This is a genomic window from Kribbella sp. NPDC104740 (assembly GCF_055583505.1).
Genome location: NZ_JBVJNV010000002.1, coordinates 1,211,088 through 1,235,773 on the forward strand (window position 1 = coordinate 1,211,088; position 24,686 = coordinate 1,235,773).

Consider the following 24,686-nt stretch of genomic DNA (forward strand, 5'->3'; position numbering starts at 1 on the left):
CCCCCGATGGGCGAACGCCGCGACCGCGAGTTCACCGAGTTCGTGCTGACCAGACAGTCCCGCCTGCTCGGCGCCGCCTACCTGCTCTGCGGCGACCTGCACACCGCCGAGGATCTGGTCCAGACCGCGCTCACCAAGCTGTACGTCGCCTGGCCGCGGGTCCAGCGCTCCGGCAGCGAGGACGCCTACGTCCGCCGCATCCTGGTCAACGCCTCCATCGACTCCAGCCGCCGCGCCTGGCGCCGCGAACGCAGTACGGCGGAACTGCCCGAGGTCGTCGAGCCCCCGGACTTCGCCCTCGAGGACCGCGACGAGCTCGTCGCCGCGCTGTCCCAGCTGGCCCCGAAACAACGCCGCATCGTGGTCCTGCGCTACTGGATGGGCCTCCCCATCGAAGACGTCGCCGCCGACCTGCAGGTCACCGCCAGCACGGTCAAGAGTCAGAGCGCCAAGGCCCTCAACAACCTCCGAGCCCACCTGTCCCCCGCGTTGCTGCCGGAGGAATGCTGATGAACGACGAAGACCTGATCACCCGCCTCGCCACCAGCGCCGACCGCACCAGCCACCTCGGCTTCGACCCCGACGCCCTGATCACCGCCGGCCGCCGCCGCATCGCCCGCCGCCGCGTCGCGGTCGCCGCCTCCACGGTGCTGACGCTGGCCGTGGCCGTCGCCGCGACGCTCACGGGCATCCGCTCCACCACCACCGGCCAAGCACCGGAGGTCGCGAGCAGCCCGGCGCCCTATTCTCACCTCGTCGAACTGCCCACCATGACGCCGATCGCCATGGTGCTGCACAACCACCTCGGACCGCAGAAGTCACCGATCGTCGTCTCGCGCTACCTCGATGCCGCCCCGCCGGCGGTCAAGACGACGGACGCCAACGGCACGGTCGCGATCCTGGAGGTGACCAGGGCCGGAGACACCTGGGGCAACGACCCGGACCGCTGCGCGATCCGCGGAGAACTCTCCACCTTCACCAGCTGCTCGGTGATCACCGTCGCCGGTCGTCAGGTCAGGGTCGGGCAGCGCGACGACCGCGCCTACTTCGCCAGCACCTCCAGGCCCGGCGGTGTTCTGGTCGCGGCCTTGCTCGACAAGGACGCCAGCGCACCGGGAGACCGGCCCGGCAACTTCTTCTACGACATCGACGTGGACGACCTGGTCGCCCTGGTCATGGACCCGCAGGTGCCGAATCCGAAATGAGCCGCCGCGTGTGCTCCAAGATCGTCGTCACCGGCCGCCCGGTCACCAGCTCCCCGTCCTCCACGAACCCCTCCTCGCGACCGGTCAGATCCTGGATCAACCGCCCCCGCCACAACGCCCGCAGCTCCGGCGCCTCATCGACCAGGTTGTGCAGCTCCCCCGGGTCGGCCACCAGGTCGAACAGCTGCTCAACCCCCTTCGCCGACCCCCACACGTACTTCACCCGACCATCAGTCACCCACTGCAGCGACTGATCCCAGTACACGTGCTCCCCGTGCAGCCACTCCCGCACCTCCGGAGCCTCACCCCGCACGAACCCCGCCAGCGACTTCCCGTCCACCGACTCTGGAATCGGCAACCCCGCGAGATCCAGCAGCGTGGGCATCACGTCCCGCAGCTCGACCACCTGGTCCACCACAGCACCCCGCACAGCGGACGCATCCGACCGAGAACCAGCAACGATGAACGGCACCTTCGCCGACCCCTCGTACGGCACCGACTTCCGGAACATCCGGTGGTCGCCCATCATCTCGCCGTGGTCGGAGGTGAACGCGATCACCGTGTCCTCCAGCAGCCCGAACTCCGCCAGCGACTCCCGGATCCGGTTCACCTGCAGGTCGATCTGCGCCATCAGCCCGTAGTACCCGGCCCTGGCCCGGTGGACGACCCGGTTCGGCAGCTCGCCGATCGCGGCCTGGTAGTCCCCGTCCTGCCGGAACTCGTCCCAGGCGCTCTCCCAGTCGCCGAGCACCTGCTGGTACGCCGGCAGCGCGTCGTACTGCTCGAACGCCCAGCGCGGCGGGTCGTACGGCGGGTGCGGGCGGTGGAACGACAGGTACAGGAAGAACGGCTTGGTCGGGTCCCGCCGGTACATCCACTCGACGGCCTGCGTCCCGATCCAGTGCGTCGGGTGCAGCTCCTCGGCCTTGTCCCACGGTCGCGCGACCACCGAATTGCAGTTCACCCCGTGGTCGAAGTAGTCCGCGTCCGGGCTCACGCCGGGCTGCCGCCGCAGCCAGGGCACGTAGTCGTCGAAGAACCCGAAGTCGCGCCGCTGCGTCCGCCGCGCGTAGTGCAGAAACCCGTCGTGCAGTACGACGTCGTCGAAGCCGAGCCGCGCCCGCTCGGGCCAGACGTGCATCTTCCCGATCGCCTGCGTGTGGTACCCGGCCTTCTTGAACTCGCCCTGCACGGTCACCGGGTGCGCGGCCTCGAACGGCACGCCCTCCTGGTACCCGACCCGGCCGTGCGACTCCTGCGACTGGCCGGTGAACAAGGCGACCCGCGCAGGCACACACGTGGGCGTCGCCGAGTACCCGTTGCTGAACCGCACGCCCGACCGGGCCAGCTCGTCCAGGTGCGGCGTCTCGACGTACGGGTGGCCGGCGCAGGACAGCGCGTCGCCGCGCCACTCGTCGACGCAGATCAGGACGACGTTCGGCCGGCTCATCGGGTGGACTCCCGGACGATCAGCTGCCAGGGGAAGTCGAACACCTTGCCCGGGGCCCCTTCCCGGTCGGTCAGCCGGCCGACCAGGATGTCGGCCAGGGCCTCGTTGAAACCGACCGGTCCGACCGTCGACAACGACGGGTCGAGGTGCTCACCGTCGGGGGTGTTGCCGACGCCGATCACGGCTACGTCACCCGGTACGTCGAGCCGCAGCCGGTGCGCGGCGCGGACCGCGGCGATCGCCGCGAAGTCCGTCGTACAGAACAGGGCGGTCGGGCGGTCGTCCTTGGTGAGCAGGGACATCGCGGCCCGGTACGCGCTCTCGGGGTGCCGCTCGAAGACCACGACGTCGTCCTCTCGGTAGGGCAGCCCGGCGGCCGCCAGGCCTTCGACGTACGCGCGGAAGCGGGTCAGCCGGTGGTTCTCGGAGGTGAGCGCGCCGATCCTCGTGTGCCGCTCGAGCAGGTGCTCCATCGCGAGGTGGCAGGTCGGTTCGGCGCCGGAGCGGATCACGTCGAAGCCGCGCGGTTCGAGCACCTCGCTGAACGCGACGATCTGGACGCCGCGGTCGGCGAACCGCTCCAACTCGGCGACCACCTCGGGCTCGGGGTCGACGTTGTCGATGAAGATCACGTCCGGGGTCCGGTTGGCCAGCAGGGTCCGCCAGTCGCCGTCGGCGACGATCAGCGCGGTCTTGCCGAGCGGCGTGACGCGCTCGTTGACGGTCGCCGCGACCGCCTGCGACCACGGATCGGCGAGCACGGTCAGCGAGAGCAGCACCAGGTCGGACTTGCCGGTGCGGATCGCCCGGGCCGCGTCGTTGCGCCGGTAGCCGAGCCGGGTCGCGACGTCGCGGACCCGGTCGGCCGTGGTCGCCGAGATCGTCCGGCCCCGCTCGTGCCCGGACAGCACGTACGAGACGGTCGCGATCGAGACCCCGGCCTCGGCGGCGACGGTGCGCAAAGTCGGTCGGTCGGACATGAAGGACATTGTCTCCTAGCCCTTCACCGCACCCGTGATCACACCCTTCGTGAAGTGTCGCTGCAGGAACGGGTAGACCATCGCGATCGGGACCAGCGCGACCACGACGACGGCCATCTGCAGCGACTGCGGTTGCGGCAGCGGTTCGACGCCGAGCTGGTCGGCCGACAGCGACTTGCCCTGCAGCACGTAGGTCCGCAGGATCACCTGGACCGGCCACTTCGACGTGTCGTTGAGGTAGAGCAGCGCGTTGAAGAAGGCGTTCCAGAAGCCGACCGCGTAGAACAGCCCGACCACCGCGATCACCGCCTTCGACAGCGGCATCACCACCTTGCGCAGGATGGTGAAGTCACTGGCGCCGTCGATCCGGGCGCTCTCCAGCAGCTCGCCGGGCACGTTCATGAAGAACGTCCGCAGCACGATGAAGTTGAACGCACCGAGCGCGCCGGGCAGGATCAGCGACCACAGGCTGTCGATCAGCCCGAGCTGCTTGACCACCAGGAACATCGGGATGATGCCGGGCGCGAACAGCAGCGTGAACAGCACCATCAGCAGCACCGGCCGGCCGAACAGCACCGGCCGCGAGGTCGCGTAGGCGAGCGCGATCGTGGTCGCCAGCGCGACCGCCGTACCGACGATCGTGACGAACAGGCTGACCCCGATCGCGCGCGCCATCAGGCCGCCGCTGAACAGCGTCTCGTACGCCTTGACCGTCGGGTGCGCCGGCCAGAGCACGTACCCGCCGGCGTCGATGATGTCCTGGTCGCTGGCCAGCGAGGTCGAGATCACCACCATGATCGGCACGATGATCGCGACCGCGAACCCGCCCAGCACCAGCGTCTTCACCGACTGGTACAGCGGCGACGGCCGCTCCTTCCAGATCGGGCGCGCGCTCATTCGGCTCCTCGTTTCTGGAAGATGCCCGGCTCGCCGAGCCGGTGCGCGATCGTGTTGGCCCCCCAGAGCAGCAGCGCGCTGATCACGCCCTTGGCCAGACCGGCCGCGGCACCGCTGCTCCAGTCGCCGCCGACCACTCCGGCGTAGTACGTGAAGGTGTCGAGCACTTCCGCGGCACCCGGTCCGACCGAGTCGCGCTGCAGGATGAACTGCTCGAAGCCGACGCTCAGCACGTCACCGATCCGCAGGATCAGCAGCAGCACGATGACGGTCCGCATCGACGGCAACGTGATGTGCCACAGCCGCCGCCAGCGCCCGGCGCCGTCCGCGGCCGCGGCCTCGTACAAGGCCACGTCGACGCTGGTCAGCGCGGCCAGGAAGATGATCATCGCCCAGCCCGCGTCCTTCCAGACCAGCTGCGCGACGACGAGCAGCGGGAAGGTGTCCGGGTTCGTCATGAACGGGATCGGGTCGAGCCCGGCCTGCCGGAGCAGGTTGTTCACGAACCCCGCGCCACCGAGCGACTGCTGGAACAGTGCGATCACCAGCACCCAGGACAGGAAGTGCGGGAGGTAGGCAACGGTCTGGAAGGCGCGCCGGATCCGGTTGCTGACCAGCGAGTCGACGATCAGCGCGAGCGCCAGCGGTACCGGGAAGAACAGCACCAGCTGGGCCAGCGCGAGGATCAGCGTGTTGCGCAGCGCGTCCCAGAAGTCGGGGTTGGCGTACAGGTTGACGAAGTTCTGGACGCCGTTCCACTCGCTGTGCATGATCCCGAGGTACGGCTGGAAGTCCTGGAAGGCCACCACGTTGCCGATCACCGGCAGGTAGAAGAAGACCAGCAGGAACACGACGCCCGGGATCATCAGCAGCACCATCTGCCAGTCGCGGCGCCAGCGGACGGCGAACGGCAGCTTGTCAGGTCCACGCATCGCTCAGGACCCGGTCACCGGAACGCCCGCGGGCAGCACGGCCTCGAACTCGCCGCGCATCTTGTCACCGCCACCGGACTTCCAGCGCTTCAGCGCCTCGTCGTACGCGCCGATCTTCTGCCGGCCGGTGACGATGTCGACGATGGTGTCGCGGAACGCCTCGGTGAGCTTCGGCCCGACCTTGCTGCTGGTGTCGGAGTAGGTCCCGGCGGTCGGGTTGCGCATCGCGAACTTCAGCAGCTGCTGCTCGGTCGCGTGGATCTTGCGCGTGTCGTCGGGGTACGCCGGGTTGAAGATCACGCTCTCCGGCGCGGTCATGATCTGCAGCGCGCTGACCAGCCCCGGCGCCTGCTGCGTCCCGGCCTTGGTCAGCACCGGGTTCTTCTGCGCGTCCAGCTGGTACTGCTCGCCGGCCGTACCGAAGTTCTTCTGCAGGAACTCCTTGGTGCCGAACGGCGCCGACAGGTAGTTGACCAGGGCCAGCAGCTCCCGGATCCGGCCCTCGTCGGTCTTCTTGAACGGCGTGAACCCGACCGTGCCGTAGCCCATGTCGTAGACCGGCTCGGCCTTGCCGTCGTGGCCGAACGGGATCAGCGTGTCGACGAACAGCGTCGGGTCGAGCGCCCGGAAGTCCGACGTCGCGCGCGGGCCGACGGTGACCTGGGCGGCGATCTGGCCGTTCACGGTCTTCGGCGTCGCGTCGGCCAGGTTGAGGTCGGGGTAGAAGACCTTCGCGGCCCAGAGCTTGGCGGCGTACTCGACGGCGGCCTTGTAGTTGTCGGTCTCGTACAGGTGGGTCAGCGAGCGGTCGGAGTTGACCCGCCAGCCGTTCGGGGCGCCGAACCACTCGCCGAACATGTGCAGCATGTTCACGATCGCGGGCTCGAGCGCGTAGTTGGTGCCGCTGGTCAGCTCCTTGCACTTGGCGAAGAACTCCTCGGCGCTCGTGCACTGCAGGCCGCCGACCTTCGCCCAGGTCTTCGGGTTGCCCATCATCACCTGGCCGAACGGCGTCGACGGGATCGGGGCGCCCCAGATCTTGCCGTTCACGACCGCGGTCCGCCACGAGGCCGGCTTCAGCGCGGCCAGGTTCGGGTACTCCAGCACGGCGTCACCGGACAGGTACTTGGTCAGGTCCTGGAACTTCGCCTCCAGCATCGGGCCGACGTTCGGGATGCCCTGGTTCGGCGGCAGCCACATCAGGTCCGGCAGCGAGTCGCCGGCCAGCAGGGTGGCGAACTTCTCCGGGTAGCCCGGGTCGGTGCCGATGGTGAGCTTCAGGTCCCCGCCGAGCGCGCGGTTCAGCGCCTGCCACATCGGGTTGCTGCCCATCGGGGGCGGCGGCGTCGCGAACGTCTCGGTGAGCGCGGTCACCGCGCTCTTCAGCGGCGGCGACTGGACGCTGGCGATCGCGTTCTCCGGGAACTTCAGGAACCCCGGCTCGAGCCCGGACTCGGCGCCCGGCAGTTCCGGCGTCAGCCCGCCGAACGGCTTGTACGTCGGCAGCGCGACGTCCCCGGACGCCTTCGCGCCGCCCGCCTGCGCACCCCCGTCGCCGCAGGCGGAGGCGAACGCCACCGCGCCCACCGCGGCCGCGCTCAGCCCGAGGAACCGTCGCCGATCCAACCTGCGTTCCGCCGTACCCGACATGACCTGCCTCCTCGGTGACTGTTTCTGATCTTTTCGACGCCAAACGCTCAGAAAAAATCAGTTAAACGTTAACTCGGAGACCGTAGACCGCCGACCGACGTCGGCGCAAGAGATCAGTCGGCCAGAAGTGAGAGCGCGTCCGGGACCGAGTCGGTCACCGGGAAGCCCGTTGCCTGCAGCGCCGTCCGGGACATCGCACCGGTCGTCACCAGCACGCACTGCGCCCCGACGGCCTTGGCGGCGTTGGCGTCGTCGACGACATCACCGATCAGTACGACGTCCGCCGGGTCCAGCCGCTGCGCCTCGAGGTGCAGCGCCAGATGCTCGGCCTTCGAGCCGCCACCGACCGCGCTCTGCAGCCCGTCGACCCGCTGGAACAGCTCGGTCAGCCCGAATCCGTCGATGGTCGGGACCAGCTGCGCGTGGAACCACATCGACAGCAGCGACTGGGTCCGGCCCGTCGCACCCCACGTCCGCAGCCCGTCCGGTACGCCGATCGCCAGCCCGCACGTGTGCAGCAGCAGGTCGTACCGGTCGTGGTAGAGCTTGTCGACCCGCGCCCAGTCCTCGTCGTCGAGCTCGCGGCCGAGGAGCTTCTCGTACGACAGCTTCATCGGGCGGGCGTACACCTCACGCCACTCGTCCCAGGTCAGCACGGGCCGGCCGAAACCGGCGCAGACCTCGTTGACCGCGGCAAGCACCGCGGCGTTGTCGTCGAGCAGCGTGCCGTTCCAGTCCCAGACGATGTGGGACACCTTGAGCCTCATCACGCCGGTAACCCTAAAAGGCCCGCGCCGGGCGCGGGCCTTCCGGGGTTGGCGTTCCTAGCCCTGACGGGCCTTGACGCGCGGGTCGCGGCGGTTGATCACGAAGACGCGACCACGCCGCCGGACCACCTGTGCGCCGGGGCGCGACTTCAGTGCCCTGAGCGAGTTCCTGACCTTCATCCGTGGCTCCTTTCGTCCTGCTGCTGACAGAACACGGAAGGGGCCCGTGGTGTTCCCGGGGGTGTGAGATCGCGGCAGGTGGGCACCGAGTAGTCAGGTAATTCAACGACCCGCGGGTAGTTCAATTACTCAGGTCGCGCGCGTTGTGCGAACCAGCGCGCGCGACCGACCTCAATCATCGCCCATCCGCCGATCCGTTGCCCACTCGTCGCGGTCCGCGCATGGCCGGTCACCGCCCGGGGTACCTGACGGGTCACACGGGGACCCGGGAGGCGACGATGCGGATCGCGAATCGGTACCAGCTGGAGACGGTGCTCGGGCGGGGCGGGATGGGTGAGGTCTGGCGGGCCACCGACGAGCTGCTCGGCCGACCGGTCGCGATCAAGCTGCTGCCCCCGGAGCACACCGACGCCCGCGCGATGGAACGCTTCCGCCGCGAGGCGCACGCCGGCGCGGTGGTGAACAACCCGCACGTGATCGGCGTCCACGACTTCGGCCCGTACGGCGACAGCTGCTACCTGGTGATGGAGCTCGTCGACGGCAACAACCTGGCGGCCGAGCTGCGCCGCGAGGGCTCGTTCGACCCGTCGTCGGCCGCGTGGATCGCCGCCCAGGTCGCCGAGGGCCTCGCCGCGGCCCACTCCGAGGGCGTCGTGCACCGCGACATCAAACCCGGCAACCTGCTGATCACCGCCGACCGCACAGTGAAGATCGCCGACTTCGGCATCGCCCGCTTCGTCACCGACACCGCCGACGACGCACCGCCCGGCCACATCCTCGGCACCAGCTACTACCTCGCCCCCGAACGCGCCAGCGCCCAACCCTCCGGCCCCGCCGCCGACGTCTACTCCCTGGGCTGCGTCCTCTACCAACTCCTCACCGGCGACCCACCCTTCGTCGCCGACACCCCCACCGGCGTCCTCCGCCAGCACGTCCACGAGTGCCCCGCCCAACCGGACCAGGTCCACCGCAACTTCCGCCGCTACCTGCTCCGCATGCTCGCCAAGAACCCCACCGACCGCCCCAACGCCGCCGACGTCGCCACCTGGTGCTGGCACACGTACCTGAAGTACCCGCACCGCAAGCCCCGCCGCATCCCCCTCCCCACCACCCCAGCGGCCGACACAGCCCAGGCAACAGCCTTCACCCTCTGACGGCCTCCCCGCTAGCGGCCCTCCACCAAGTCCGCACAGATGCTCCAGGTCGCGCGCCTGATCAGCTCGGCGGTCTCGGCGTCCACCCCCTTCACCGGCACCTCGATCCCCACCGGGTTCTCCCCCAGCAGCGCGACCAGGAACACGCACGCCGCCAGGTAGCTCCCCGCCGGCGCCGGGTGACTGTTGTCGCGATCGTGCAGCACCGGTTCGTCGTACGTCGCCAAGAACCGCTCCCACACCAGCCCGACCGGGATCAGCGTCGCACCAGTCTCGGCCGCCGCTTCGGCGTACGCCGTCGTCAGCGCGGCCTGGGCCTCGGGCTGGTTGCGTCGGGCCCACGTCAAGTAGAGCGCCGTCCGCGCACCCGCCGCCTCGATCGCCGCGTGGAAGTCGCGCACGCTCTCGCGCATTCGCGCCGGGCTCTTCACCGGCAGCGTGCTCTGCTCCTGCAGCACCACCACGTCGTACTCGCCGGACGCGATCTCCGCGAGCGCCTTCCCCGCGTTCAGGTGCTGCCGCAACGACGCACCACCCGCCGAGATCAGCCGATGCTCCACGGAGATCCCCCGCGTCGCCGCCATCGCGGCGAGCGTCCCGGGCAGGTTGTTGCGCGAGGTGAAGCTGTTGCCGACGTACAGGATCCGCATCCGCCGACGGTACTGGACGCAAGGGCTTGTCTCCCGATTCCCGCCGTAGCGAGCAGGTGCTCGGTGCGGTAGCTCGGAGTGCTGGAGGGAAGCCCTCGATGCTTTTCCATCGTGGGCTTTTCTCCAGTGCTCCGAGATGCCGTGCCGAGTGCCGCGCAGTAGGCGGGAATCGGGAGACAAGCCCTAGGGGCTCGGCCTGGCCGTCACGGGGGGAACGGCCAGGTCGAGCCGGAAGGAAGGTATCGATTCCAGCAGGGATTCGGCAAGCCCTTGAGAGAAATCGACACCGTTCAGTCACCTAAGGGACGGTTGAAGGCTCAGCCGCAGTGCTGGGACTTCTCTTCGGGAGTCATCACGGCGGTCTTCTTGGTGATCAGTCCGGGCGCGTCCTTGACCGGGCCGACCGCCTCGAACTCCTGGTACCAGATGTAGTGGTCGTAGTACCGGTCCGGGAAGTGCATCTCGTACTGGCCCTTGACCCGGTTCATCTCGGTGGCTCGCTCAACCCAGCCCTTCTCGCCGGGTTTCACATCGATGCTGTCGTCCTGGCCGACCGTGCTCGAGCTCTCCCAGGTGTGCTGGTACGACGTCTCGATCGACACCTTGAACACGTCCGAGAACCCGTACTCCGCCGACAGCGAGACCCCGAAGCTGTTCGACTCACCGGTCGTCTCGGACCACTTCACCGTCGAGCGCTGCAGGTCGGCCGTGCAGTTGAAGACCGTGTCCCCGACCTGGTGCACGTCACCGCGGAACGTCTCCGGCGGCCCGTACGGGTGGAACACGCAGCTGTCGGTCCCGTTGTTGCACTTGTCCAGCAGCTCCCGCCCGGTCGGGCCGTCCGCGGCGTACGCCGAGCCGGCGGTCAGGGTGGTGGCGGCCGCGAGGAACGCGGCACCGGTCAGGGCGATCACTCGTTTCGACATGGTTCTACTTCCTCACTTGATTGGTTGGGGCGAAACCGTCGCAGGGGAAGGGGAATCTCAGCTGAAGCCGACGGAGTCGGTGCGGTCGTCCATGAACTCGCCGATCCAGCCGGTGTTGGCGGTGAAGGGGCCGTCCCGGTCGCCGGTCAGGTTGGCGTCGGGGTAGAGCCAGATCTTGCAGCTGGCCCAGGGCTGGACGGAGCTGATCCGGTTGAACCAGTCGTCCGGGAAGGTGAACTCGTAGTTGATCACTCCGTCGGAGCCGTCGCACAACCCAGCTCCGGTGACGGTGAAGGAGGCGCCGCCGAAGTCACGGTTGTCGAAGAACGTTCCTTGAATGACCTCGCCAGCAGCATCCCGACTCGCACTGATCCTGGAGTTCAGCGCTGCCTTCTCAGCAGCGTTCGGTACTCCGGCCGGCGCCGTCGTCACCGCGCCGTGCGTCGCCGTGCTGATCGCCTCGGTGAACGTCCCGAAACACTGCTGGGCGCCGGTCGTCCTGCTCCCCACGCAGTGCTGGCCGGGCGGCGGCGCCGCGGATTCTGCGGACGGGACGGACAGCAGTCCGGTGATCCCCAAGGTGGCGACTCCGGCCAGGGCGGTTGCCTTGCGCATCTGAATCAACTCCAACGTCGGCGGACACTCGACGCAGCATGTGCCCGCTCTCACGCCGTCCCAGACAGCTCATCTGAGCGCCAACTAGTTGCCTCATCACCCTTTTTCGACGCCTCCACGCGGGAGACAACGCTTTCCGATCACCCGCGCCTTTTTGCACACGTTAGGTGACCGCAACGTCACCGAGATGTGCGGAACCGTTTGCGCAAACGATTCCCTTCACTCCGCCCGCACTCGCGCCGGCCACCAGAACCGATCCCCGAGCAGGAAAGCCAGAGCCGGTACGACGACCGTCCGCACCAGCAGGGTGTCCAGCAGCACCCCCACGCAGACGATCACCCCGACCTGCGTCAGCGTGATCAGCGGCAGCACCCCGAGCACCGCGAAGACAGCTGCCAGCAACAACCCGGCACTCGTGATCACCCCACCCGTCACCGCCAACGCGACCCGCATCCCCTCCCGAGTCCCCCGCGTCGCCGCCTCCTCGCGCGCCCGCGTACTGAGGAAGATGTTGTAGTCCACCCCGAGTGCCACCAGGAACAGGAACGACAGCAGCACCACCGACCCATCGAGCGCCGGGAACCCGAAGACGTGGTCGAACACCAACCAACTCAGCCCGAAGCTCGCAAAGAACGACGCCACCACGGTCAGCAGCAGAAGCAGCGGCGCCAGCGCCGACCGCAGTACGGCGACCAGCACCGCACCCACGAGCAGCAGCACCAGCGGAATCACGATGAACTGATCCCGTCGATCCGCCTCGCGAAGATCCAGACTCTCCGCCGCACCGCCGCCCACCAGCACATCGGTGCCAACGGCATCGAGTTCGGCCCGCAGCCGCTCGACGGTCGCGAACGACTCCGCACTCCCCGGCTCCGACGTCAGCACCACGTCGTACTGCGCGAGCTCGGCCGTCCGCGCTCCCGGCCGCACGGACGCGACGCCGTCGACACCCTTCGCGACCCGCGTGATCTCGGCGGCATCACCAGGCGACCCCAGTACGACGACCGGCTCGGTCGTCCCCGCCGGGAACGCCGCCGCGAGCACCTTCGCCCCCTGCACCGACTCGGGCTCCACCCGGAACTGCTCGTTCTGCGCCAGCCCCGTCCGTACGCCGAACGTCCCCGCCGCGAACCCCGCGAGCAGCAGCGTCGCCGCCACCAGTACCGGAACCGGCCGCCGCGCGACCATCCCGCCGAGCCGCCCCCACACCTTGCCGTCGCGCGCCGCGTCGCCGACCCGCGGCACGAACGGCCAGAAGATCCCGCGCCCACAAACCGCCAGCGCGGCCGGAAGCACCACGAGCCCGGCGAGCATCGCCAGCGCGATCCCGATGATGCAGGTGACCGCGATCCCGCGCAGCGTCTCCGTGCTCGCGAGCAGCAGCACCGCGAGCGCGCCGATCACCGTGCCACCACTCGCGAGCACGGGCTCGGCAACTCGTCGTACGGCGGTGCGCAAAGCCTCCAGCGCATCCTCAGTGCCACGCAACTGCTCGCGATAGCGCGCGATCAGCAGCAGCGCGTAGTCCGTCGTCGCGCCGAAGACCAGCACGCTGGTGATGCCGGTGACCTGCCCGCCACCCGGCAGACCGAGCGCCGCGAGCGCCTGCTCCGACAGCGCGGTCGTCACCTGCTCGGTCAGCGCGACGACAACGAGCGGAACGAGCACGAGCCCAGGACTGCGGTACGTCAGCAGCAGCAGTACGGCGACCACTGCCGCGGTCACGATCAGCAGCCGCACGTCCGCGCCGTCGAACACCCGAGTCAGGTCGGTCGTGAACGCGGGCGGCCCGGTCACCTGCGCCTCGACGCCATCCGGCAGCTGCTCGCGGACGCTCGCCCGCAGCTCGTCGACCTGCCGCTCGGTCCCCGCCTCGTCCGCGGCGGGCAGCGGCCGGATCACCAGCGCGACCTGACCGTTCTCGGCGAACTGCGGCGGCGGTCCGGCCTTGGCGAACTGCCGGATCGCACTCTGATCCCCCGCGCTCAGCCGGCCGTCACCACCCCGGCTGAACACGATCAACGCGGTCGACTCGTCGGCCTTCGGCAGCTTGTCCCGCAACTGCTCGACCTGCGCCGACTCGGCGCTGGTCGACAGCCCGGTCGCCGACCGCGGCTCGGCCGGAGTGGCCGTCGGCAACAGCAGCGCCAGGACGGCGACGCCGAGTCCGCCGAGCACCACCAGCGCGGCAGCCCGGCGGGAGCGAAGGACGGAACGGACACCTGGCACAGTGACTCCACACAGTTCGACGGGAAATCTTGAGAATCAAGTATCTTGATGATCAAGACAATAGGAGGTGCAGGTGACTGCGCGCAAGCCGCCGGAGGCCGGACGCGACGAGCTGGTCCGGCTGGTGCAGACCTTCGTGGCCGAGGGACAGCGGATCGGCCATGCCTTCGCGCACCGGCACGGGGTGCACGGGACCGACATCGAGGCGCTGATCCGCGTCCTGGTCGCCGGCGACGGCGGCCGCCCGCTGACCGCCGGCGAACTGGCCGCCGAGCTCGGCCTCACCACCGGGGCAGTGACGACGCTGCTCGACCGGCTCGAACGGGCCGGTCATGTCCGCCGTGAGCGCGACGAGCGTGACCGGCGGCGGGTCAACCTGCACTACGGCGACGCGGGGCTCGAGCTGGCGCAGCAGTTCTTCGGCCCGCTCGGCAACCTGCACCGCGAGGTCACGAGCGACTTCACTCCGGAGGAGCTGGCTGTCGTACGCCGGTACCTGAGCGCCACGATCGATGCCTTCCGCACCTACCGGACCCAGCTGGACTCCGGCGAGGCCTAAGCCGGCAGCGCCCCCCGGATGATGCTGTCCAGCGAGTGCGCCGGATTCCCGTCATCGGGCTCCAGCGACACATCCACGATCCGGTACCCCTGCGCCGGCAGATCCCCCGGCACCTGGAACGTCCCGTCGTGCCCACCCGCGAGCACCCCGAGCGACACCATCCGCTTCCCGTCCTCGTTGATCAGCCACACCTCGAAGTACCCGCTTTCAGCGGCCAGCCCCGACGCCGAGACCCGCAACTGCTGCTCACCACCGGATCGCACCAACCCCGCCGTACCGCTCCCGGACTTCCCGGCCAACGGCGCCAGCTGTACGACGGCCGCCGGCTCCTCGTCCTGCCCGACCAGCAACGTCCCGCCGATCCCGACACCGATCCCCAGGACCGCAGCGACACTCGCCGCCAGCACAACCGACCACCGCCCGCGCCGCCGTACCGGCGTAGCTCCGGCCAACCCGAGCTCGGCACTCACCCGCTCCCACACCTCAGCCGGCGGCGCCTCGATCCGCGGCAGCTCACCACCGGCCAGCTCCCGCAGCTCCTCCAGACTGCCCGCGCACTCAGCACAGTCGCGAAGGTGATCGGCAGCCTCGCCGGAGGGCGCGACCCGCTCGAACGCCCACGCGGCCAGCTGCTCGTCGTCAAGATGCGTCGTCACCCTTCACCTCCTTCAACCGGTCCCGCAGCTGCAGCAGCCCACGGCGTACATGACTCTTGACCGTGCCCAACGGTAGGCCGAGCCGGTCCGCGATCTGCGCGTACGTCCGGTCTTCGTAGAAGGCGAGCCGGAGGATGGTTCGGCGCGGCTCGTCGATCCGGTCCAGCTCGTCGGCGATCACCACACGGTCGACCAGCACCTGGTCATGCCCGGGCTCGGCCTCCCGCTCGAGCACGCTCTCGGCCGCGACCTGGTTCCGCTGGGCGCGGTACCGCTCGGCGAGCCGGTCCGCGATCCGGTGCCGCGCGACCCCGGCGAGCCAGGCGCCGAGCTCACCGGCGCCCGGATCGAAGCTGCCGCGGCCGCGCCACGCCGAGACGAACACCTGCTGGGTGACGTCCTCGGCGTCGGCGCGGTCGCCGAGCGCGCGCAGGCAGAGCGTGAAGACCAGCCCCGACCAGCGCCGGTAGGCGTCGGCAAGGCTGTCCTCCCGGCCGTCCGCGAATCCCTTCGCGATCTCGGCCGGCGCAGGCCCGGACTCCACGCCGCTCACGAGCGGCACTCTAACCGCCTGAGCCCGGTCTCGGTCAGTGCGCAGCCGCGGCGACTCACTGCGGCGATGCGCTGACGACGAGGTTGTCGCGGTACCCACCGCCCTTCGCGTCGTACGGTCCGCCGCAGGTGACGAGGTGGAGCCGGCGGGCGCCGGTGCGCGCGAAGAGGTCACCGACAGCCAGCTCCCGCTTGTCGACATCGCGCACTCCTTCCACCCGGTACGTCGTCGTCGAGCCGCCGGCGCGGACCTCGATCACCGCGCCCTTCCGGAGCTTGCGCAGCTTCACCAGCGGCCCGACGCCGTACTCGCGGCTGTCCAGGTGCCCGCCGAGCACGACCGAGCCCTCGCGGTCCCCGGGCGCCGGCCCGAACTTGTACCAGCCGACGACGGCGGGGTCCTTCGGCAGCTCCATCTGCCCGTCCGCGGCCACCCCGACCGCCCGGACCGGAAGGTCCAGGCCGATCGAGGCGATCGCCACCCGCTCGGGCGCCGGCACCGGCTTCGGCGCCGGCTTCTGCTCCGGCTCCGACTCCGGTACGACGGTTGCTGATGGCAACGGAGTTGCGGGAGGTTCTGCTGCTGTTGGCGCGCTGCCACCGCATCCACTCACCAGCAGCAGCAGCAGCAGCAGCAGCAGCAGACCAACGATCACCCAGTTCCTCACGACCGAGCGCGCACCACTGTCACACCGGCACCGACCACCAGCGCCCCGGCCAGCAGCCCGATCCACACCGGCATCCCGCCGTCCTGCTGCGCGGCCTGACCACCGGTCCCGCCCGGCACCCCGCTCGGGTTGCCGTGCAGCCCGGAGATGCTCTGCACCGCGAGCTTCAGGTTCTTCCCGCTCGCACTCCCCCACGCGTACACGATCGTGTTCGTGCCCTCCTTCAGGTTCACGTCGGCCGGCCCGATCGCGACCGTCGACGTACCGGCGAGCACGACATCCGCCTTGACGGTCCCGGCCGGCAGATCGGCCTTGACCTCCTTCGGGTTGGTCAGCCCCTCGAAGACCGGCTTCCCACCAGCCCGTACGTCGACCGCCGGCGCGGCCGCGGTATGCCGCACGGTCAGCCGCGCCTTGCCCGCGGCCAGCTTCGACGTGTCGTTCACGAACGGCGTCAGCACCGGCTTGCCGGCCGCGTCCAGGTGCGCGACGACGGTGACGTTCGCCCCACCCGGTACGGCGACGTCGTTGGCCTGGATGACCGCCGCGCCACCCGCGCCGGCCCCGGCCGCGGTCACCTTCAGGTCGTACTCGCCCTCCGGCAGCTTCAGCGGGTCGGTCAGCGTGCCCGGCTTGAAGTCGGTGAGCAGCGCCTTGCCGTTGGCGTACACGTCGACGGTCGCGCCCGGGACGGCGTGCAGCACCGAGACGGTCGCGTTGGCGGTCGGCCGGGCCTGCGCGCCGGTCGCGGCCGCGAGGGGCAGCGCCGCGGCGAGCAGCCCGGCCGCGGTCAGAGCGGTGATACGTCGTACAGACATGGAACCCTCCTGGTCCGGTGTTCTGGTTCCTGTCTGTTCCGGCCCGGGCCGCGCGGCGGATGCACCGGGTGCGGCGCCAAACTTATGCAAAACTGGCGCGGTGGGATCCTGGTGACGAGTCGGCGACCGAAGGAGACACCGTGGGCCTGAGCCTCAGCAGCATCGTCCCCGCGCCGCGCGACGAGGTCTTCGGGTGGCACCAGCGGCCCGGGGCGATCGAGCGGCTGACGCCCCCGTGGATGCCGGTCCGGATCAAGCAGGAGACCGACGACCTGGGCGCCGGGCAGGCGGTGCTCGGCTTCCCGTTCGGCATCGACTGGGTCGCCCAGCACTCCGACCTGTCCGCGCCGGACCACTTCGTCGACGAGCTCACCTCGGCGCCGCTGCGCTGGGCGGTGAACTGGAAGCACACCCACTCGTTCGATGCCGTGGGCAACGACCAGACCCGGGTCACGGACCGGATCGACAGCAACGTGCCCGGCTTCCTGCTCCGCTCGATGCTCGCCTACCGGCACCAGCAGCTCGCCGACGACCTGGCCGCGCTGCGTCGTGTCCCGGGCTTCAAGCCGCTCACCGTCGCGGTCACCGGCACGCACGGCACGGTCGGCCGCGGGCTCGTCGCTCTGCTCGGTACGGCGGGGCACACGGTGGTGAAGCTGGTCCGCGGCGAGCCGTCGAGTCCGTCCGAGCGCCGGCGGGACGTCGATGGCACACCGTCGAGCCGGCGGGACGCCGATGGCGCACCGTCGGCTCCCTCGGAGCGCCGGTGGAACCCTGATCACCCGGCCGACGACCTGCTCGACGGCGTCGATGCCGTGGTCCATCTGGCCGGCGCGCCGATCGGCGGCCGGTTCACCGACGCGCACCGGCACGCGATCGTCGAGTCCCGGATCGGCCCGACGCGCGCGCTCGCGACCCTCGCGGCCGCGAGCGACCCGCGGATCTTCGTCTGCGCCTCAGCGATCGGCTGGTACGGCGCCGACCGCGGCGACGAGCTGCTCACCGAGCACAGCGAACGCGGGACCGGCTTCCTCTCCGACCTGGTCGAGAACTGGGAGCGCGCGACCGACCCGGCCCGCGACGCCGGCCTGCGCGTCGTGAACGTCCGCACCGGGCTCGTGCAGACCCCGGCCGGCGGCATCCTCAAGCTCCAGTACCCGATGTTCGCCGCCGGGCTCGGCGGGCCGCTGGCCGGCGGCAAGCAGTGGCAACCGTGGATCGGCGTCGACGACCTGCTCGACATCTACCACCGGGCGCTCCTGGACGACGAGCTGTCCGGCCCGGTCAACGGTGTCGGGCCTGACCCGGTCCGCAACCGCGACTACACGCGCGTGCTGGCTGATGTGCTGCACCGGCCGGCGCTGTTCCGCGTCCCGTCGATCGGCCCGCGCATCCTGCTCGGCCCGGAAGGCGCGAAGGAGCTGGCCGAGGCGTCGCAGCGTGTGGTGCCCGCCGTGCTCGACCGCCTCGGACACACCTTCCGCTACCCCAAGCTCGACGGCGCGCTGCGTCACCTGCTCGGACGCAACTCCACCGCCGACAGCGCTCCCAGCACCTGACGGGTGCCGGCAATCTCGAGTCCGGCCTCGGCCGCCAGCGCGGCATACTCCGCCTCGGTGCGCTCGCCTGCGCCGAAGACGGCGTACATCAGCAGGTCCGAGGCCACGTCGGCGGCGTTGTCTGCAACGCCGTTCACTCGCTCGACCACGACGATCGGCTGGTCGCCCGCGGCGGCGGCCAGCCGCTTGAGGATGGCAACGGTCTCGGCGTCCGCCCAGTTGTGCAGCACCTGCACGATCAAGTAGAGATCGGCGCCTGCTGGCAGCTCCTCGAAGAAGCTCTGCGCCGCGATCGTCACCCGGTCGCTCACGCCACGTTCCTCGAACAGACGCGTGGCTCTTGTCGCCGTTGACGGCAGTTCCACCAGCGTCGCCGTGACCCCCGGCCGCGCCTGGAGAATCGCCGCCAGCAACGCGCCCGTGCCGCCGCCCACGTCGACGACATGCTCGGTCGTCAACCCGAGCAGCTCGACCAGCCTCGTCGTCCAGTGCCCCGACCACTCCGCGAGCTGCCCGTCGAACGTCGCGACCAGCCGCTCGTCCTCGCCGAGATCGTCGTAGAACGCCTTCCCGCGCGCAGCTTCGTACCCGGACCCGCCCGAGCGGATCGCCTGCAGGAGCCCGGGCCAAGCGTCGTCCACCCGCGCGTACCCGTTGGCGTGGTCGAGGCGGGCCCGCACCGCGTCCTCCAGCAGCATCCAGCCGCGCTCGCCCAGGCCGACCTCGTCGTTGTGGAGAGTGAAGAAGCCGTCGAGCACCCGGACCAGCTTCCGCAGCCCAGCCGGCTGGGCGCCGACGGCCTCGGCCAGCGCCTCGACCGACCTGGGGCCGTCGGCCATCTGCTCGGCCAGGCCGAGCGAGACCGCCGCGCGGACGGCGTACGGGGTGGTGAGGTCGGTGATCCGGTGCAGTTCCTGCAGGGCGCGCTCGGTCTCGGCGGGGTTCATCCGGTCAGTCTTTCAGGGCCTCCGCGAACAGCGGAACGACCTTCTCCAGTGCGTACGTAGTCGACAGCACCGAGTCGGTCGCGAACGCCGAGCTGATCGTCTTGTCGTCGAAGACGACCACGTGCCCGGCCTTCACCGACGGCACCGCCTGGAACAGCTGGTCGGCGGTGATCTCCTGCGCCTTGACGCCGATCGGCGCCATCACGACGAGGTCGGCGTTGAGCTGGTCGAGATTCTCCCGCGACACCGGGACGGAGAACTTCTCGGTCGCCTTGGCCTGGATGGTCGGGTTGTTCTTGAAGCCGAGCCGCTCGACGAAGTTCACCCGGCCGGTCCCGCTGACGTACGCGCCGTACCCCTCACCGGTCTTCGCACCCAGCGTGATCGTCTTCCCGGCGAACTCGGGGTTCGCGGCAACGGCCTGCGCGAACTTCTCCTTGGTCGCGGCAATCAACTCCTTGCCCTGGTCAACCTTGCCGAGGGCCGCGGCAACCATCTCGGTCTGCTGCTCCCAGGACACCTTGTACGACTCGCCACCGGTCGGTACGCCGACCGTCGGCGCGATCGCCTTGAGCGTGTCGTACCGGTCCTGGTCACCACTGGACTTGGTGTCCAGGATCAGGTCCGGCTTCAGCGCCGCGACCTTCTCGTACTCCGGCTCCAGCGTCCCGATCAGCTGCGGCGCCTGCTGGTACTTGCCCTTGGCCCACACTCCGACGCCCTCGCCGCCGAAGGCCAGCCAGTCGCTCGCGCCGACCGGCTGCACCCCGAGCGCGAGCGCGGTCTCGGCGTCACCCCAGCCGAGCGCGACCACCCGCTTCGGCTCCGCCGGGATGCTCACCTCACCGAACTTCGTCGCCACCTTCGCGTACGGCGCTCCGCCGCTCTCGGTACCGCCGGAATCGCTTCCGCACGCCACCAGCGACGCACCCAGGACGGCAACCAGCGTTGAGGCAACAAGTCTGCGCATGAACTAAGGATAGGCTGCCCTAAACCTGCTTGAGCATCGGGTCCTCACCAACTCTTGTCGAGCGGCTTCCCCTCGGCGTACCCCGAGGCCGTCTGGATCCCCACCACCGCACGCTCGTGGAACTCCTCCAGCGTCCCCGCCCCGACGTACGTGCACGAACTGCGCACCCCGGAGACGATCGAGTCGAGCAGGTCCTCGACGCTCGGGCGTTCCGGGTCCAGGTACATCCGCGCGGTCGAGATGCCCTCGCCGAAGAAGCTCTTCCGGGCCCGCTGGAACGGCGTGTCCTCGGCGGTCCGGTTCGCGACCGCGCGCGCCGACGCCATCCCGAAGCTCTCCTTGTAGATCCGCCCGTTGCTGTCGTGGTGCGGATCACCCGGCGACTCGTACGTCCCGGCGAACCACGACCCGATCATCACGCTCGACGCACCGGCAGCGAGCGCGAGCGCGACGTCGCGCGGGTGCCGGACACCGCCGTCGGCCCAGACGTGCTTCCCGAGCTCGCGGGCCCTGGCCGCACACTCCAGTACGGCGGAGAACTGCGGCCGCCCGACGGCGGTCTGCATCCGGGTCGTGCACATCGCGCCCGGCCCGACGCCCACCTTGACGATGTCGGCGCCGGCCTCGACCAGGTCGGAGACCCCGTCGGCCGTGACCACGTTCCCGGCGACCACCGGGATCTGCGGATCGAGGGCGCGAACGGTACGCAGTACGTCGAGCATCCGCTCCTGGTGACCGTGCGCGGTGTCGATCACCAGGACGTCGATCCCGGCGTCGAGCAGCGCCTTCGCCTTCTGCTCGGCGTCACCGTTGATCCCGATCGCGGCCGCCACCCGAAGCTTGCCGCCGGCATCGACCGCGGGCTCGTACAAGGTCGCGCGGACCGCGCGCTGCCGGGTCAGGATGCCGACGATCCGGCCGTCGCCGTCGACGACCGGGGCGAGCCGGTGGCGGCCGTCGTACAGCTGATCGAACGCGGCCTCCGCGTCGATCCCGGCCGGAAGCGTGAGCAGCTCGCGCGACATCACCGAGTCGAGCTGGGTGAACCGGTCGACGCCCTGGCAGTCGGCCTCGGTGACGACGCCGACCGCGCGGCCCTGGTCGATCACGATCACCGCGCCGTGCCCGCGCTTGGGCAGCAGGTTGAGCGCCTCCCCGACGGTGTCGCCCGGAGTCATCACCAGCGGCGTGTCGTAGATGGTGTGGCGGTCCTTGATCCAGGAGACCACCTCGGTGACCACCGGCACCGGAATGTCCTGCGGGATCACCGCCAGGCCGCCACAGCGCGCGATCGTCTCGGCCATCCGGCGCCCGGAGACCGCCGTCATGTTCGCGGCGACGACCGGGATCGACGTCCCGCTGCCGTCGCTGGTCGACAGGTCGACGTCGAGCCGCGAGGCCACCGCCGACCGGTTCGGCACCAGGAAGACGTCGTTGAACGTCAGGTCCTGCCCTGGTACCGGTCCCTGGATGAAGCGCACACCGACCACCTCACTGTGTTGTCCCGCCCGGACGTGCTCCCGGTCCGAGGCTACGTGACCTGTTCCGGTCAGCGGCCGATCCGGGGCGCGAGGCGCTTGGAGAGTGGGCGAACCCCCACCTCGAGGAGCTCGTGATGCGAAAAGTTCTCCTGGCCGGCCCGCTGCTGGCCCTCACGCTGTGTACCGGACTGCTCTCTCCGGCCACGGCTTCCACGTCGGCTGACGCCTCCACCTCAGCTGACGGCACGACCGCGGCGGAGACCTTCGACTGGGGCACCCCTCTCCCCCAGTCCGACGAGTTCGACTACACCGGCTCCCCCGACGCCGCGAAGTGGTCCCAAGCCGGCGAGTGCTGGCCCGGCCACGCCGGCAACGGCCGCCGCTGCGCCTCCCGCTCGACCGTCGCGAACGGCGTACTGACCCAAACCGGCCTGGCCAACGGCGACTCCGCCTGGCTCGCCTCGAAACTCGGCCGGCAGTACGGCCGCTGGGAAGCCCGCATCCGCTCGAACCCCCAGGGCGCCGACAACGGCCGCCAGTACCACCCGCTCCTGATCGTCTGGCCCGACTCCGACCGCTGGCCCGAGGACGGCGAGTACGACTTCCTCGAGAACGGCGCCCCCGGCGAGGCCTGCGCCGAGTCCTTCATCCACTACCCGCACAACGCCGACGCCGCCGTCCAGCAGATCTTCACCCGCGAATCCGACTGCGGCACCCCACTCACCGACTGGCACAACGTCGCCGTCGAGTGGACCCCCGACCACGTCCGCGGCTTCATCGACGGCAAGCAGTGGTTCTCCCACTCCGGCGGCGCCAACAACCTCCGCAAGTGCATCCAGTGCATGCCGTCCGGCCACCTGACCATCCAACTCGACAACTTCCACGGCAACGCGATGCAACCGGCGTCGTACGACATCGACTGGGTCAGGATCTACGCACTCTGACCGTCGAGCGCCTCGACGACCTGCGCACACAACGCGCGCAACGTCTTCTCCTGCTCGGCATCCAGCCCCACCAAGCACAGCATCGCGTCAGCCACCCCACTGGCCTGCTGCTGCAACGCGCGACCTTCCTCCGTGACGGTCACCACCAGGCGCCGCTCGTCCTCCGACGAGCGGCGTCGCGCCACGACCCCCCGCGCCTCCAACCGCTTCAGCAACGGCGTCACCGCCGCCGAGTCCAGCCGAGCCCGCCGCGCGATGTCGTTCAGCGACACCTCATCGCGCTCCCACAGCAGCATCATCACGACGTACTGCGGATAAGTCAGCCCCAGCGGCTCCAGCAACGGCCGATAGGCCCGCGTGATGCTGTGCATCGCCCCGTACACAGCGAAACACGGCTGCTCCAGAATCGACGGTGTCGCGCTGATCGCTACCTCCAGTACTCGTTGGCCGCCGCAATGGTCGCGAACTCCACCGCCACCACGTGCGCCACCGCAATCAAACTCCCCGCATCCTCAGCGTAAACGGCCCGCAACCTCCCCCGCACCTCAGCATCCGGCTGCGCCGCCTTCACCGACAACCGAGCCAACTTCACCGCCAACTCCCGCCCAGCCTCCGGCGTCTCCGTCAACAACATGTTCGCCACCACACATCCCATTCCTTAACGCTTTAACTATTAATACGCAATCTATCAGCGCGACCCTGGACGGTCAACAAACCTGTTATCGAGATACCAAGGTCTAAGCCGCAAGGCCCCCGTCACGCGGGCCTGCGCCGCCAAGAAGTTCTCTCACCCGCGAATCCGTTCAGTCCCCCTGACGCCAGCCCGAGGTGTCATCCAGTTCGACCAAGCCGGCTTCGACCGCCCCGACGAAGATGCTTCTCCCCTCGGAGTCCGTGACCTCGATCTCGTACGCGGTCCCCCAGACCTCCAACACAACACCCCGAGCCCCCGCAGCCACCCCGTGCTCCGGAAGCCCCGCCGGAATCCGCACAACGTCAAGCGGACTCAGCACACTGCGCCCTCCCACGTCCACCGACCCAGCTCACCCCCGACCGGGTCAGCCATCACCAGCGTCCCCGAACGACGTCCTCGTACTTCACCTCACAGCTCGAACTCCCGCAGCTCGAAGTCCCCAGAGACCTTCTTCCCTTGGTAATACCCGACGAACAACCTCGTCGCCTCAACCCAGTCAAGCAACTCGTTCCCCCGCACCTGCAACGAGTAGTTCCCCGAGTCCCAGGTCACGGTCTCCAACCCGTCCTTCCGGCCGCCCGCACGCCCGATCACAAACTGCCGCCGTAGTCCGACATCCACCTTCTGGATCTCCACCGTCATCCGACTCGCAGTCCCAGCACACTGGATGTACCCCGCAGACCACACGTTGCGGTCGAACTGATCCAGGCTCTTGCCAACCGGCATCGGCCACAAGCAGACGGCGAAGATCTCAGCCCCGTCCATCCTCTCCAGCAACCGCCCAATGTCCTCGGCCGGAGTAGGCCGATGGTGAATGAACTCCATCGAGAAACCACCGTTCATCGTGATCGCATGCGTAGGTATCACCAACCACTCCCCCTCTCAGCAACAAACCCGCCCCTCAGATGCCCGACGACAGCGCTAACGGCAACACTCAACGGACTCCCCTCCAACCTCGCCACAACCTCGTACTCCGCCGGCAAGTCCACGGCGACCTCCAGCTCCACGGTGAAGTGCCCGGGGCGCTCTCTCCACGAACTGACGTAGGCCAACCGACCGGACGTAGCAGCGCCGATCAGCCCGATCGCACGCCGATCACCCTCCCAGTGGTCCTCCACCTGCCAGTCCGGAAAGACCTCGGACAACGCCGACAGAAACCCGTGGATCGTCTCGTCCTTGCCCTCGAGAGAGTTCATCCATCAC

At 69.5% G+C, this 24,686-nt stretch carries 29 protein-coding genes; 6 read left to right on the forward strand and 23 right to left on the reverse strand.

The features are described from left to right. The first annotated feature begins 6 nt into the window (after positions 1-6). Together ACZ6Z4_RS15130 and ACZ6Z4_RS15135 are read left to right on the forward strand one after the other, a co-directional pair. Positions 7-510, forward strand: a complete 504-nt coding sequence (locus ACZ6Z4_RS15130; protein WP_465563138.1) for a SigE family RNA polymerase sigma factor — start codon at positions 7-9, stop codon at positions 508-510. Then, complete coding sequence (locus tag ACZ6Z4_RS15135) at positions 510-1,205, forward strand: hypothetical protein (protein WP_465563141.1); 696 nt, start codon at positions 510-512, stop codon at positions 1,203-1,205. The genes ACZ6Z4_RS15130 and ACZ6Z4_RS15135 overlap by 1 nt, the downstream gene beginning before the upstream one ends. Here ACZ6Z4_RS15135 and ACZ6Z4_RS15140 read toward each other — a convergent pair. From ACZ6Z4_RS15140 to ykgO, 7 genes are all read right to left on the reverse strand, one after another. Next, positions 1,174-2,655, reverse strand: coding sequence for an arylsulfatase (locus ACZ6Z4_RS15140; protein WP_465563145.1), 1,482 nt, complete (start codon positions 2,653-2,655; stop codon positions 1,174-1,176). The genes ACZ6Z4_RS15135 and ACZ6Z4_RS15140 overlap by 32 nt on opposite strands. Continuing rightward, positions 2,652-3,635, reverse strand: a complete 984-nt coding sequence (locus ACZ6Z4_RS15145) for a LacI family DNA-binding transcriptional regulator (RefSeq protein ID WP_465563150.1) — start codon at positions 3,633-3,635, stop codon at positions 2,652-2,654. Before ACZ6Z4_RS15145 ends, ACZ6Z4_RS15140 begins: the two co-directional genes overlap by 4 nt. A gap of 15 nt (positions 3,636-3,650) precedes the next feature. Continuing rightward, on the reverse strand, positions 3,651-4,532 hold the full coding sequence (locus ACZ6Z4_RS15150; protein ID WP_363668484.1) for a carbohydrate ABC transporter permease: 882 nt from the start codon (positions 4,530-4,532) through the stop codon (positions 3,651-3,653). Beyond that, a complete protein-coding gene (locus ACZ6Z4_RS15155) occupies positions 4,529-5,464 on the reverse strand; it encodes an ABC transporter permease (protein WP_465563156.1) in 936 nt (311 codons plus the stop codon). Before ACZ6Z4_RS15155 ends, ACZ6Z4_RS15150 begins: the two co-directional genes overlap by 4 nt. A gap of 3 nt (positions 5,465-5,467) precedes the next feature. Beyond that, positions 5,468-7,114 (reverse strand): type 2 periplasmic-binding domain-containing protein, encoded by a 1,647-nt coding sequence (locus ACZ6Z4_RS15160; RefSeq protein WP_465563159.1) that lies wholly within the window; start codon positions 7,112-7,114, stop codon positions 5,468-5,470. Positions 7,115-7,227: 113 nt separating this feature from the next. Next, positions 7,228-7,881 (reverse strand): HAD family hydrolase, encoded by a 654-nt coding sequence (locus tag ACZ6Z4_RS15165; RefSeq protein ID WP_465563163.1) that lies wholly within the window; start codon positions 7,879-7,881, stop codon positions 7,228-7,230. A 57-nt stretch (positions 7,882-7,938) separates the two neighbouring features. Beyond that, positions 7,939-8,061, reverse strand: coding sequence for a type B 50S ribosomal protein L36 (gene ykgO / locus ACZ6Z4_RS15170; RefSeq protein ID WP_363668478.1), 123 nt, complete (start codon positions 8,059-8,061; stop codon positions 7,939-7,941). A gap of 278 nt (positions 8,062-8,339) precedes the next feature. Between ykgO and ACZ6Z4_RS15175 the strand changes: the two genes are divergently transcribed. Continuing rightward, a complete protein-coding gene (locus ACZ6Z4_RS15175) occupies positions 8,340-9,215 on the forward strand; it encodes a serine/threonine-protein kinase (protein ID WP_465563166.1) in 876 nt (291 codons plus the stop codon). A gap of 11 nt (positions 9,216-9,226) precedes the next feature. Here ACZ6Z4_RS15175 and ACZ6Z4_RS15180 read toward each other — a convergent pair whose 3' ends face one another. The 4 genes from ACZ6Z4_RS15180 to ACZ6Z4_RS15195 all read right to left on the reverse strand — a co-directional run bounded on the left by ACZ6Z4_RS15180 (position 9,227) and on the right by ACZ6Z4_RS15195 (position 13,635). Then, positions 9,227-9,865, reverse strand: a complete 639-nt coding sequence (locus ACZ6Z4_RS15180; RefSeq protein ID WP_465563169.1) for a hypothetical protein — start codon at positions 9,863-9,865, stop codon at positions 9,227-9,229. A gap of 317 nt (positions 9,866-10,182) precedes the next feature. Further along, the gene (locus ACZ6Z4_RS15185) at positions 10,183-10,791 is read right to left on the reverse strand and encodes a hypothetical protein (RefSeq protein ID WP_465563172.1); all 609 of its coding nucleotides are present in this window, start codon (positions 10,789-10,791) and stop codon (positions 10,183-10,185) included. A 57-nt stretch (positions 10,792-10,848) separates the two neighbouring features. Continuing rightward, positions 10,849-11,406: a hypothetical protein gene (locus ACZ6Z4_RS15190; RefSeq protein WP_465563174.1), complete on the reverse strand. Its 558-nt coding sequence runs from the start codon at positions 11,404-11,406 to the stop codon at positions 10,849-10,851. A 219-nt stretch (positions 11,407-11,625) separates the two neighbouring features. Further along, a complete protein-coding gene (locus tag ACZ6Z4_RS15195) occupies positions 11,626-13,635 on the reverse strand; it encodes an MMPL family transporter (RefSeq protein ID WP_465563177.1) in 2,010 nt (669 codons plus the stop codon). A gap of 73 nt (positions 13,636-13,708) precedes the next feature. On the opposite strand from ACZ6Z4_RS15195, the gene ACZ6Z4_RS15200 reads away from it, so the two are divergent. Next, the gene (locus tag ACZ6Z4_RS15200; RefSeq protein WP_465563179.1) at positions 13,709-14,194 is read left to right on the forward strand and encodes a MarR family winged helix-turn-helix transcriptional regulator; all 486 of its coding nucleotides are present in this window, start codon (positions 13,709-13,711) and stop codon (positions 14,192-14,194) included. Here ACZ6Z4_RS15200 and ACZ6Z4_RS15205 read toward each other — a convergent pair. Genes ACZ6Z4_RS15205 through ACZ6Z4_RS15220 form a run of 4 tightly spaced genes read right to left on the reverse strand, consistent with a single transcriptional unit; the run spans position 14,191 to position 16,888 of the window. Then, entirely contained in the window at positions 14,191-14,850 is a 660-nt protein-coding gene (locus ACZ6Z4_RS15205) for an anti-sigma factor (RefSeq protein WP_465563182.1), read from the reverse strand. The two genes, ACZ6Z4_RS15200 and ACZ6Z4_RS15205, sit on opposite strands and share 4 nt — an antisense overlap. Further along, positions 14,834-15,403, reverse strand: a complete 570-nt coding sequence (locus ACZ6Z4_RS15210) for an RNA polymerase sigma factor (protein WP_465563185.1) — start codon at positions 15,401-15,403, stop codon at positions 14,834-14,836. The genes ACZ6Z4_RS15205 and ACZ6Z4_RS15210 overlap by 17 nt, the downstream gene beginning before the upstream one ends. A 55-nt stretch (positions 15,404-15,458) precedes the next feature. Next, positions 15,459-16,070 carry a class F sortase gene (locus tag ACZ6Z4_RS15215; RefSeq protein WP_465563187.1) on the reverse strand — a complete coding sequence of 204 codons (612 nt, stop codon included), beginning with the start codon at positions 16,068-16,070 and terminating at the stop codon, positions 15,459-15,461. Then, positions 16,067-16,888: a DUF4397 domain-containing protein gene (locus ACZ6Z4_RS15220; RefSeq protein WP_465563190.1), complete on the reverse strand. Its 822-nt coding sequence runs from the start codon at positions 16,886-16,888 to the stop codon at positions 16,067-16,069. Before ACZ6Z4_RS15220 ends, ACZ6Z4_RS15215 begins: the two co-directional genes overlap by 4 nt. A 140-nt stretch (positions 16,889-17,028) precedes the next feature. On the opposite strand from ACZ6Z4_RS15220, the gene ACZ6Z4_RS15225 reads away from it, so the two are divergent. Then, positions 17,029-18,447 (forward strand): TIGR01777 family oxidoreductase, encoded by a 1,419-nt coding sequence (locus ACZ6Z4_RS15225; RefSeq protein WP_465563193.1) that lies wholly within the window; start codon positions 17,029-17,031, stop codon positions 18,445-18,447. Here ACZ6Z4_RS15225 and ACZ6Z4_RS15230 read toward each other — a convergent pair. From ACZ6Z4_RS15230 to ACZ6Z4_RS15240, 3 genes are read right to left on the reverse strand one after another with little or no spacing between them, the layout of a single operon-like run. Beyond that, complete coding sequence (locus ACZ6Z4_RS15230; RefSeq protein WP_465563196.1) at positions 18,399-19,394, reverse strand: methyltransferase; 996 nt, start codon at positions 19,392-19,394, stop codon at positions 18,399-18,401. The two genes, ACZ6Z4_RS15225 and ACZ6Z4_RS15230, sit on opposite strands and share 49 nt — an antisense overlap. 4 nt (positions 19,395-19,398) lie before the next feature. Beyond that, positions 19,399-20,364, reverse strand: a complete 966-nt coding sequence (locus tag ACZ6Z4_RS15235; protein WP_465563200.1) for an iron-siderophore ABC transporter substrate-binding protein — start codon at positions 20,362-20,364, stop codon at positions 19,399-19,401. Positions 20,365-20,408: 44 nt separating this feature from the next. Continuing rightward, on the reverse strand, positions 20,409-21,845 hold the full coding sequence (locus tag ACZ6Z4_RS15240) for a GuaB1 family IMP dehydrogenase-related protein (protein ID WP_465563204.1): 1,437 nt from the start codon (positions 21,843-21,845) through the stop codon (positions 20,409-20,411). Between the two features lie 134 nt (positions 21,846-21,979). Here ACZ6Z4_RS15240 and ACZ6Z4_RS15245 point away from each other — a divergent pair, with 134 nt between their 5' ends. Continuing rightward, positions 21,980-22,789, forward strand: a complete 810-nt coding sequence (locus ACZ6Z4_RS15245; RefSeq protein ID WP_465563207.1) for a glycoside hydrolase family 16 protein — start codon at positions 21,980-21,982, stop codon at positions 22,787-22,789. Here the strand turns inward: ACZ6Z4_RS15245 and ACZ6Z4_RS15250 are convergent. The 5 genes from ACZ6Z4_RS15250 to ACZ6Z4_RS15270 all read right to left on the reverse strand — a co-directional run bounded on the left by ACZ6Z4_RS15250 (position 22,777) and on the right by ACZ6Z4_RS15270 (position 24,679). Continuing rightward, a complete protein-coding gene (locus ACZ6Z4_RS15250) occupies positions 22,777-23,160 on the reverse strand; it encodes a MarR family winged helix-turn-helix transcriptional regulator (RefSeq protein ID WP_465563211.1) in 384 nt (127 codons plus the stop codon). The two genes, ACZ6Z4_RS15245 and ACZ6Z4_RS15250, sit on opposite strands and share 13 nt — an antisense overlap. Positions 23,161-23,216: 56 nt before the next feature. Further along, positions 23,217-23,423 (reverse strand): hexameric tyrosine-coordinated heme protein, encoded by a 207-nt coding sequence (locus ACZ6Z4_RS15255; protein ID WP_465563218.1) that lies wholly within the window; start codon positions 23,421-23,423, stop codon positions 23,217-23,219. Between the two features lie 169 nt (positions 23,424-23,592). Beyond that, the gene (locus ACZ6Z4_RS15260; protein WP_465563221.1) at positions 23,593-23,823 is read right to left on the reverse strand and encodes a DUF4926 domain-containing protein; all 231 of its coding nucleotides are present in this window, start codon (positions 23,821-23,823) and stop codon (positions 23,593-23,595) included. 68 nt (positions 23,824-23,891) lie between these two features. Then, positions 23,892-24,308: a hypothetical protein gene (locus ACZ6Z4_RS15265; RefSeq protein ID WP_465563225.1), complete on the reverse strand. Its 417-nt coding sequence runs from the start codon at positions 24,306-24,308 to the stop codon at positions 23,892-23,894. Between the two features lie 38 nt (positions 24,309-24,346). Continuing rightward, positions 24,347-24,679, reverse strand: a complete 333-nt coding sequence (locus ACZ6Z4_RS15270; RefSeq protein ID WP_465563228.1) for a hypothetical protein — start codon at positions 24,677-24,679, stop codon at positions 24,347-24,349. Between the last annotated feature and the right edge of the window lie 7 nt (positions 24,680-24,686).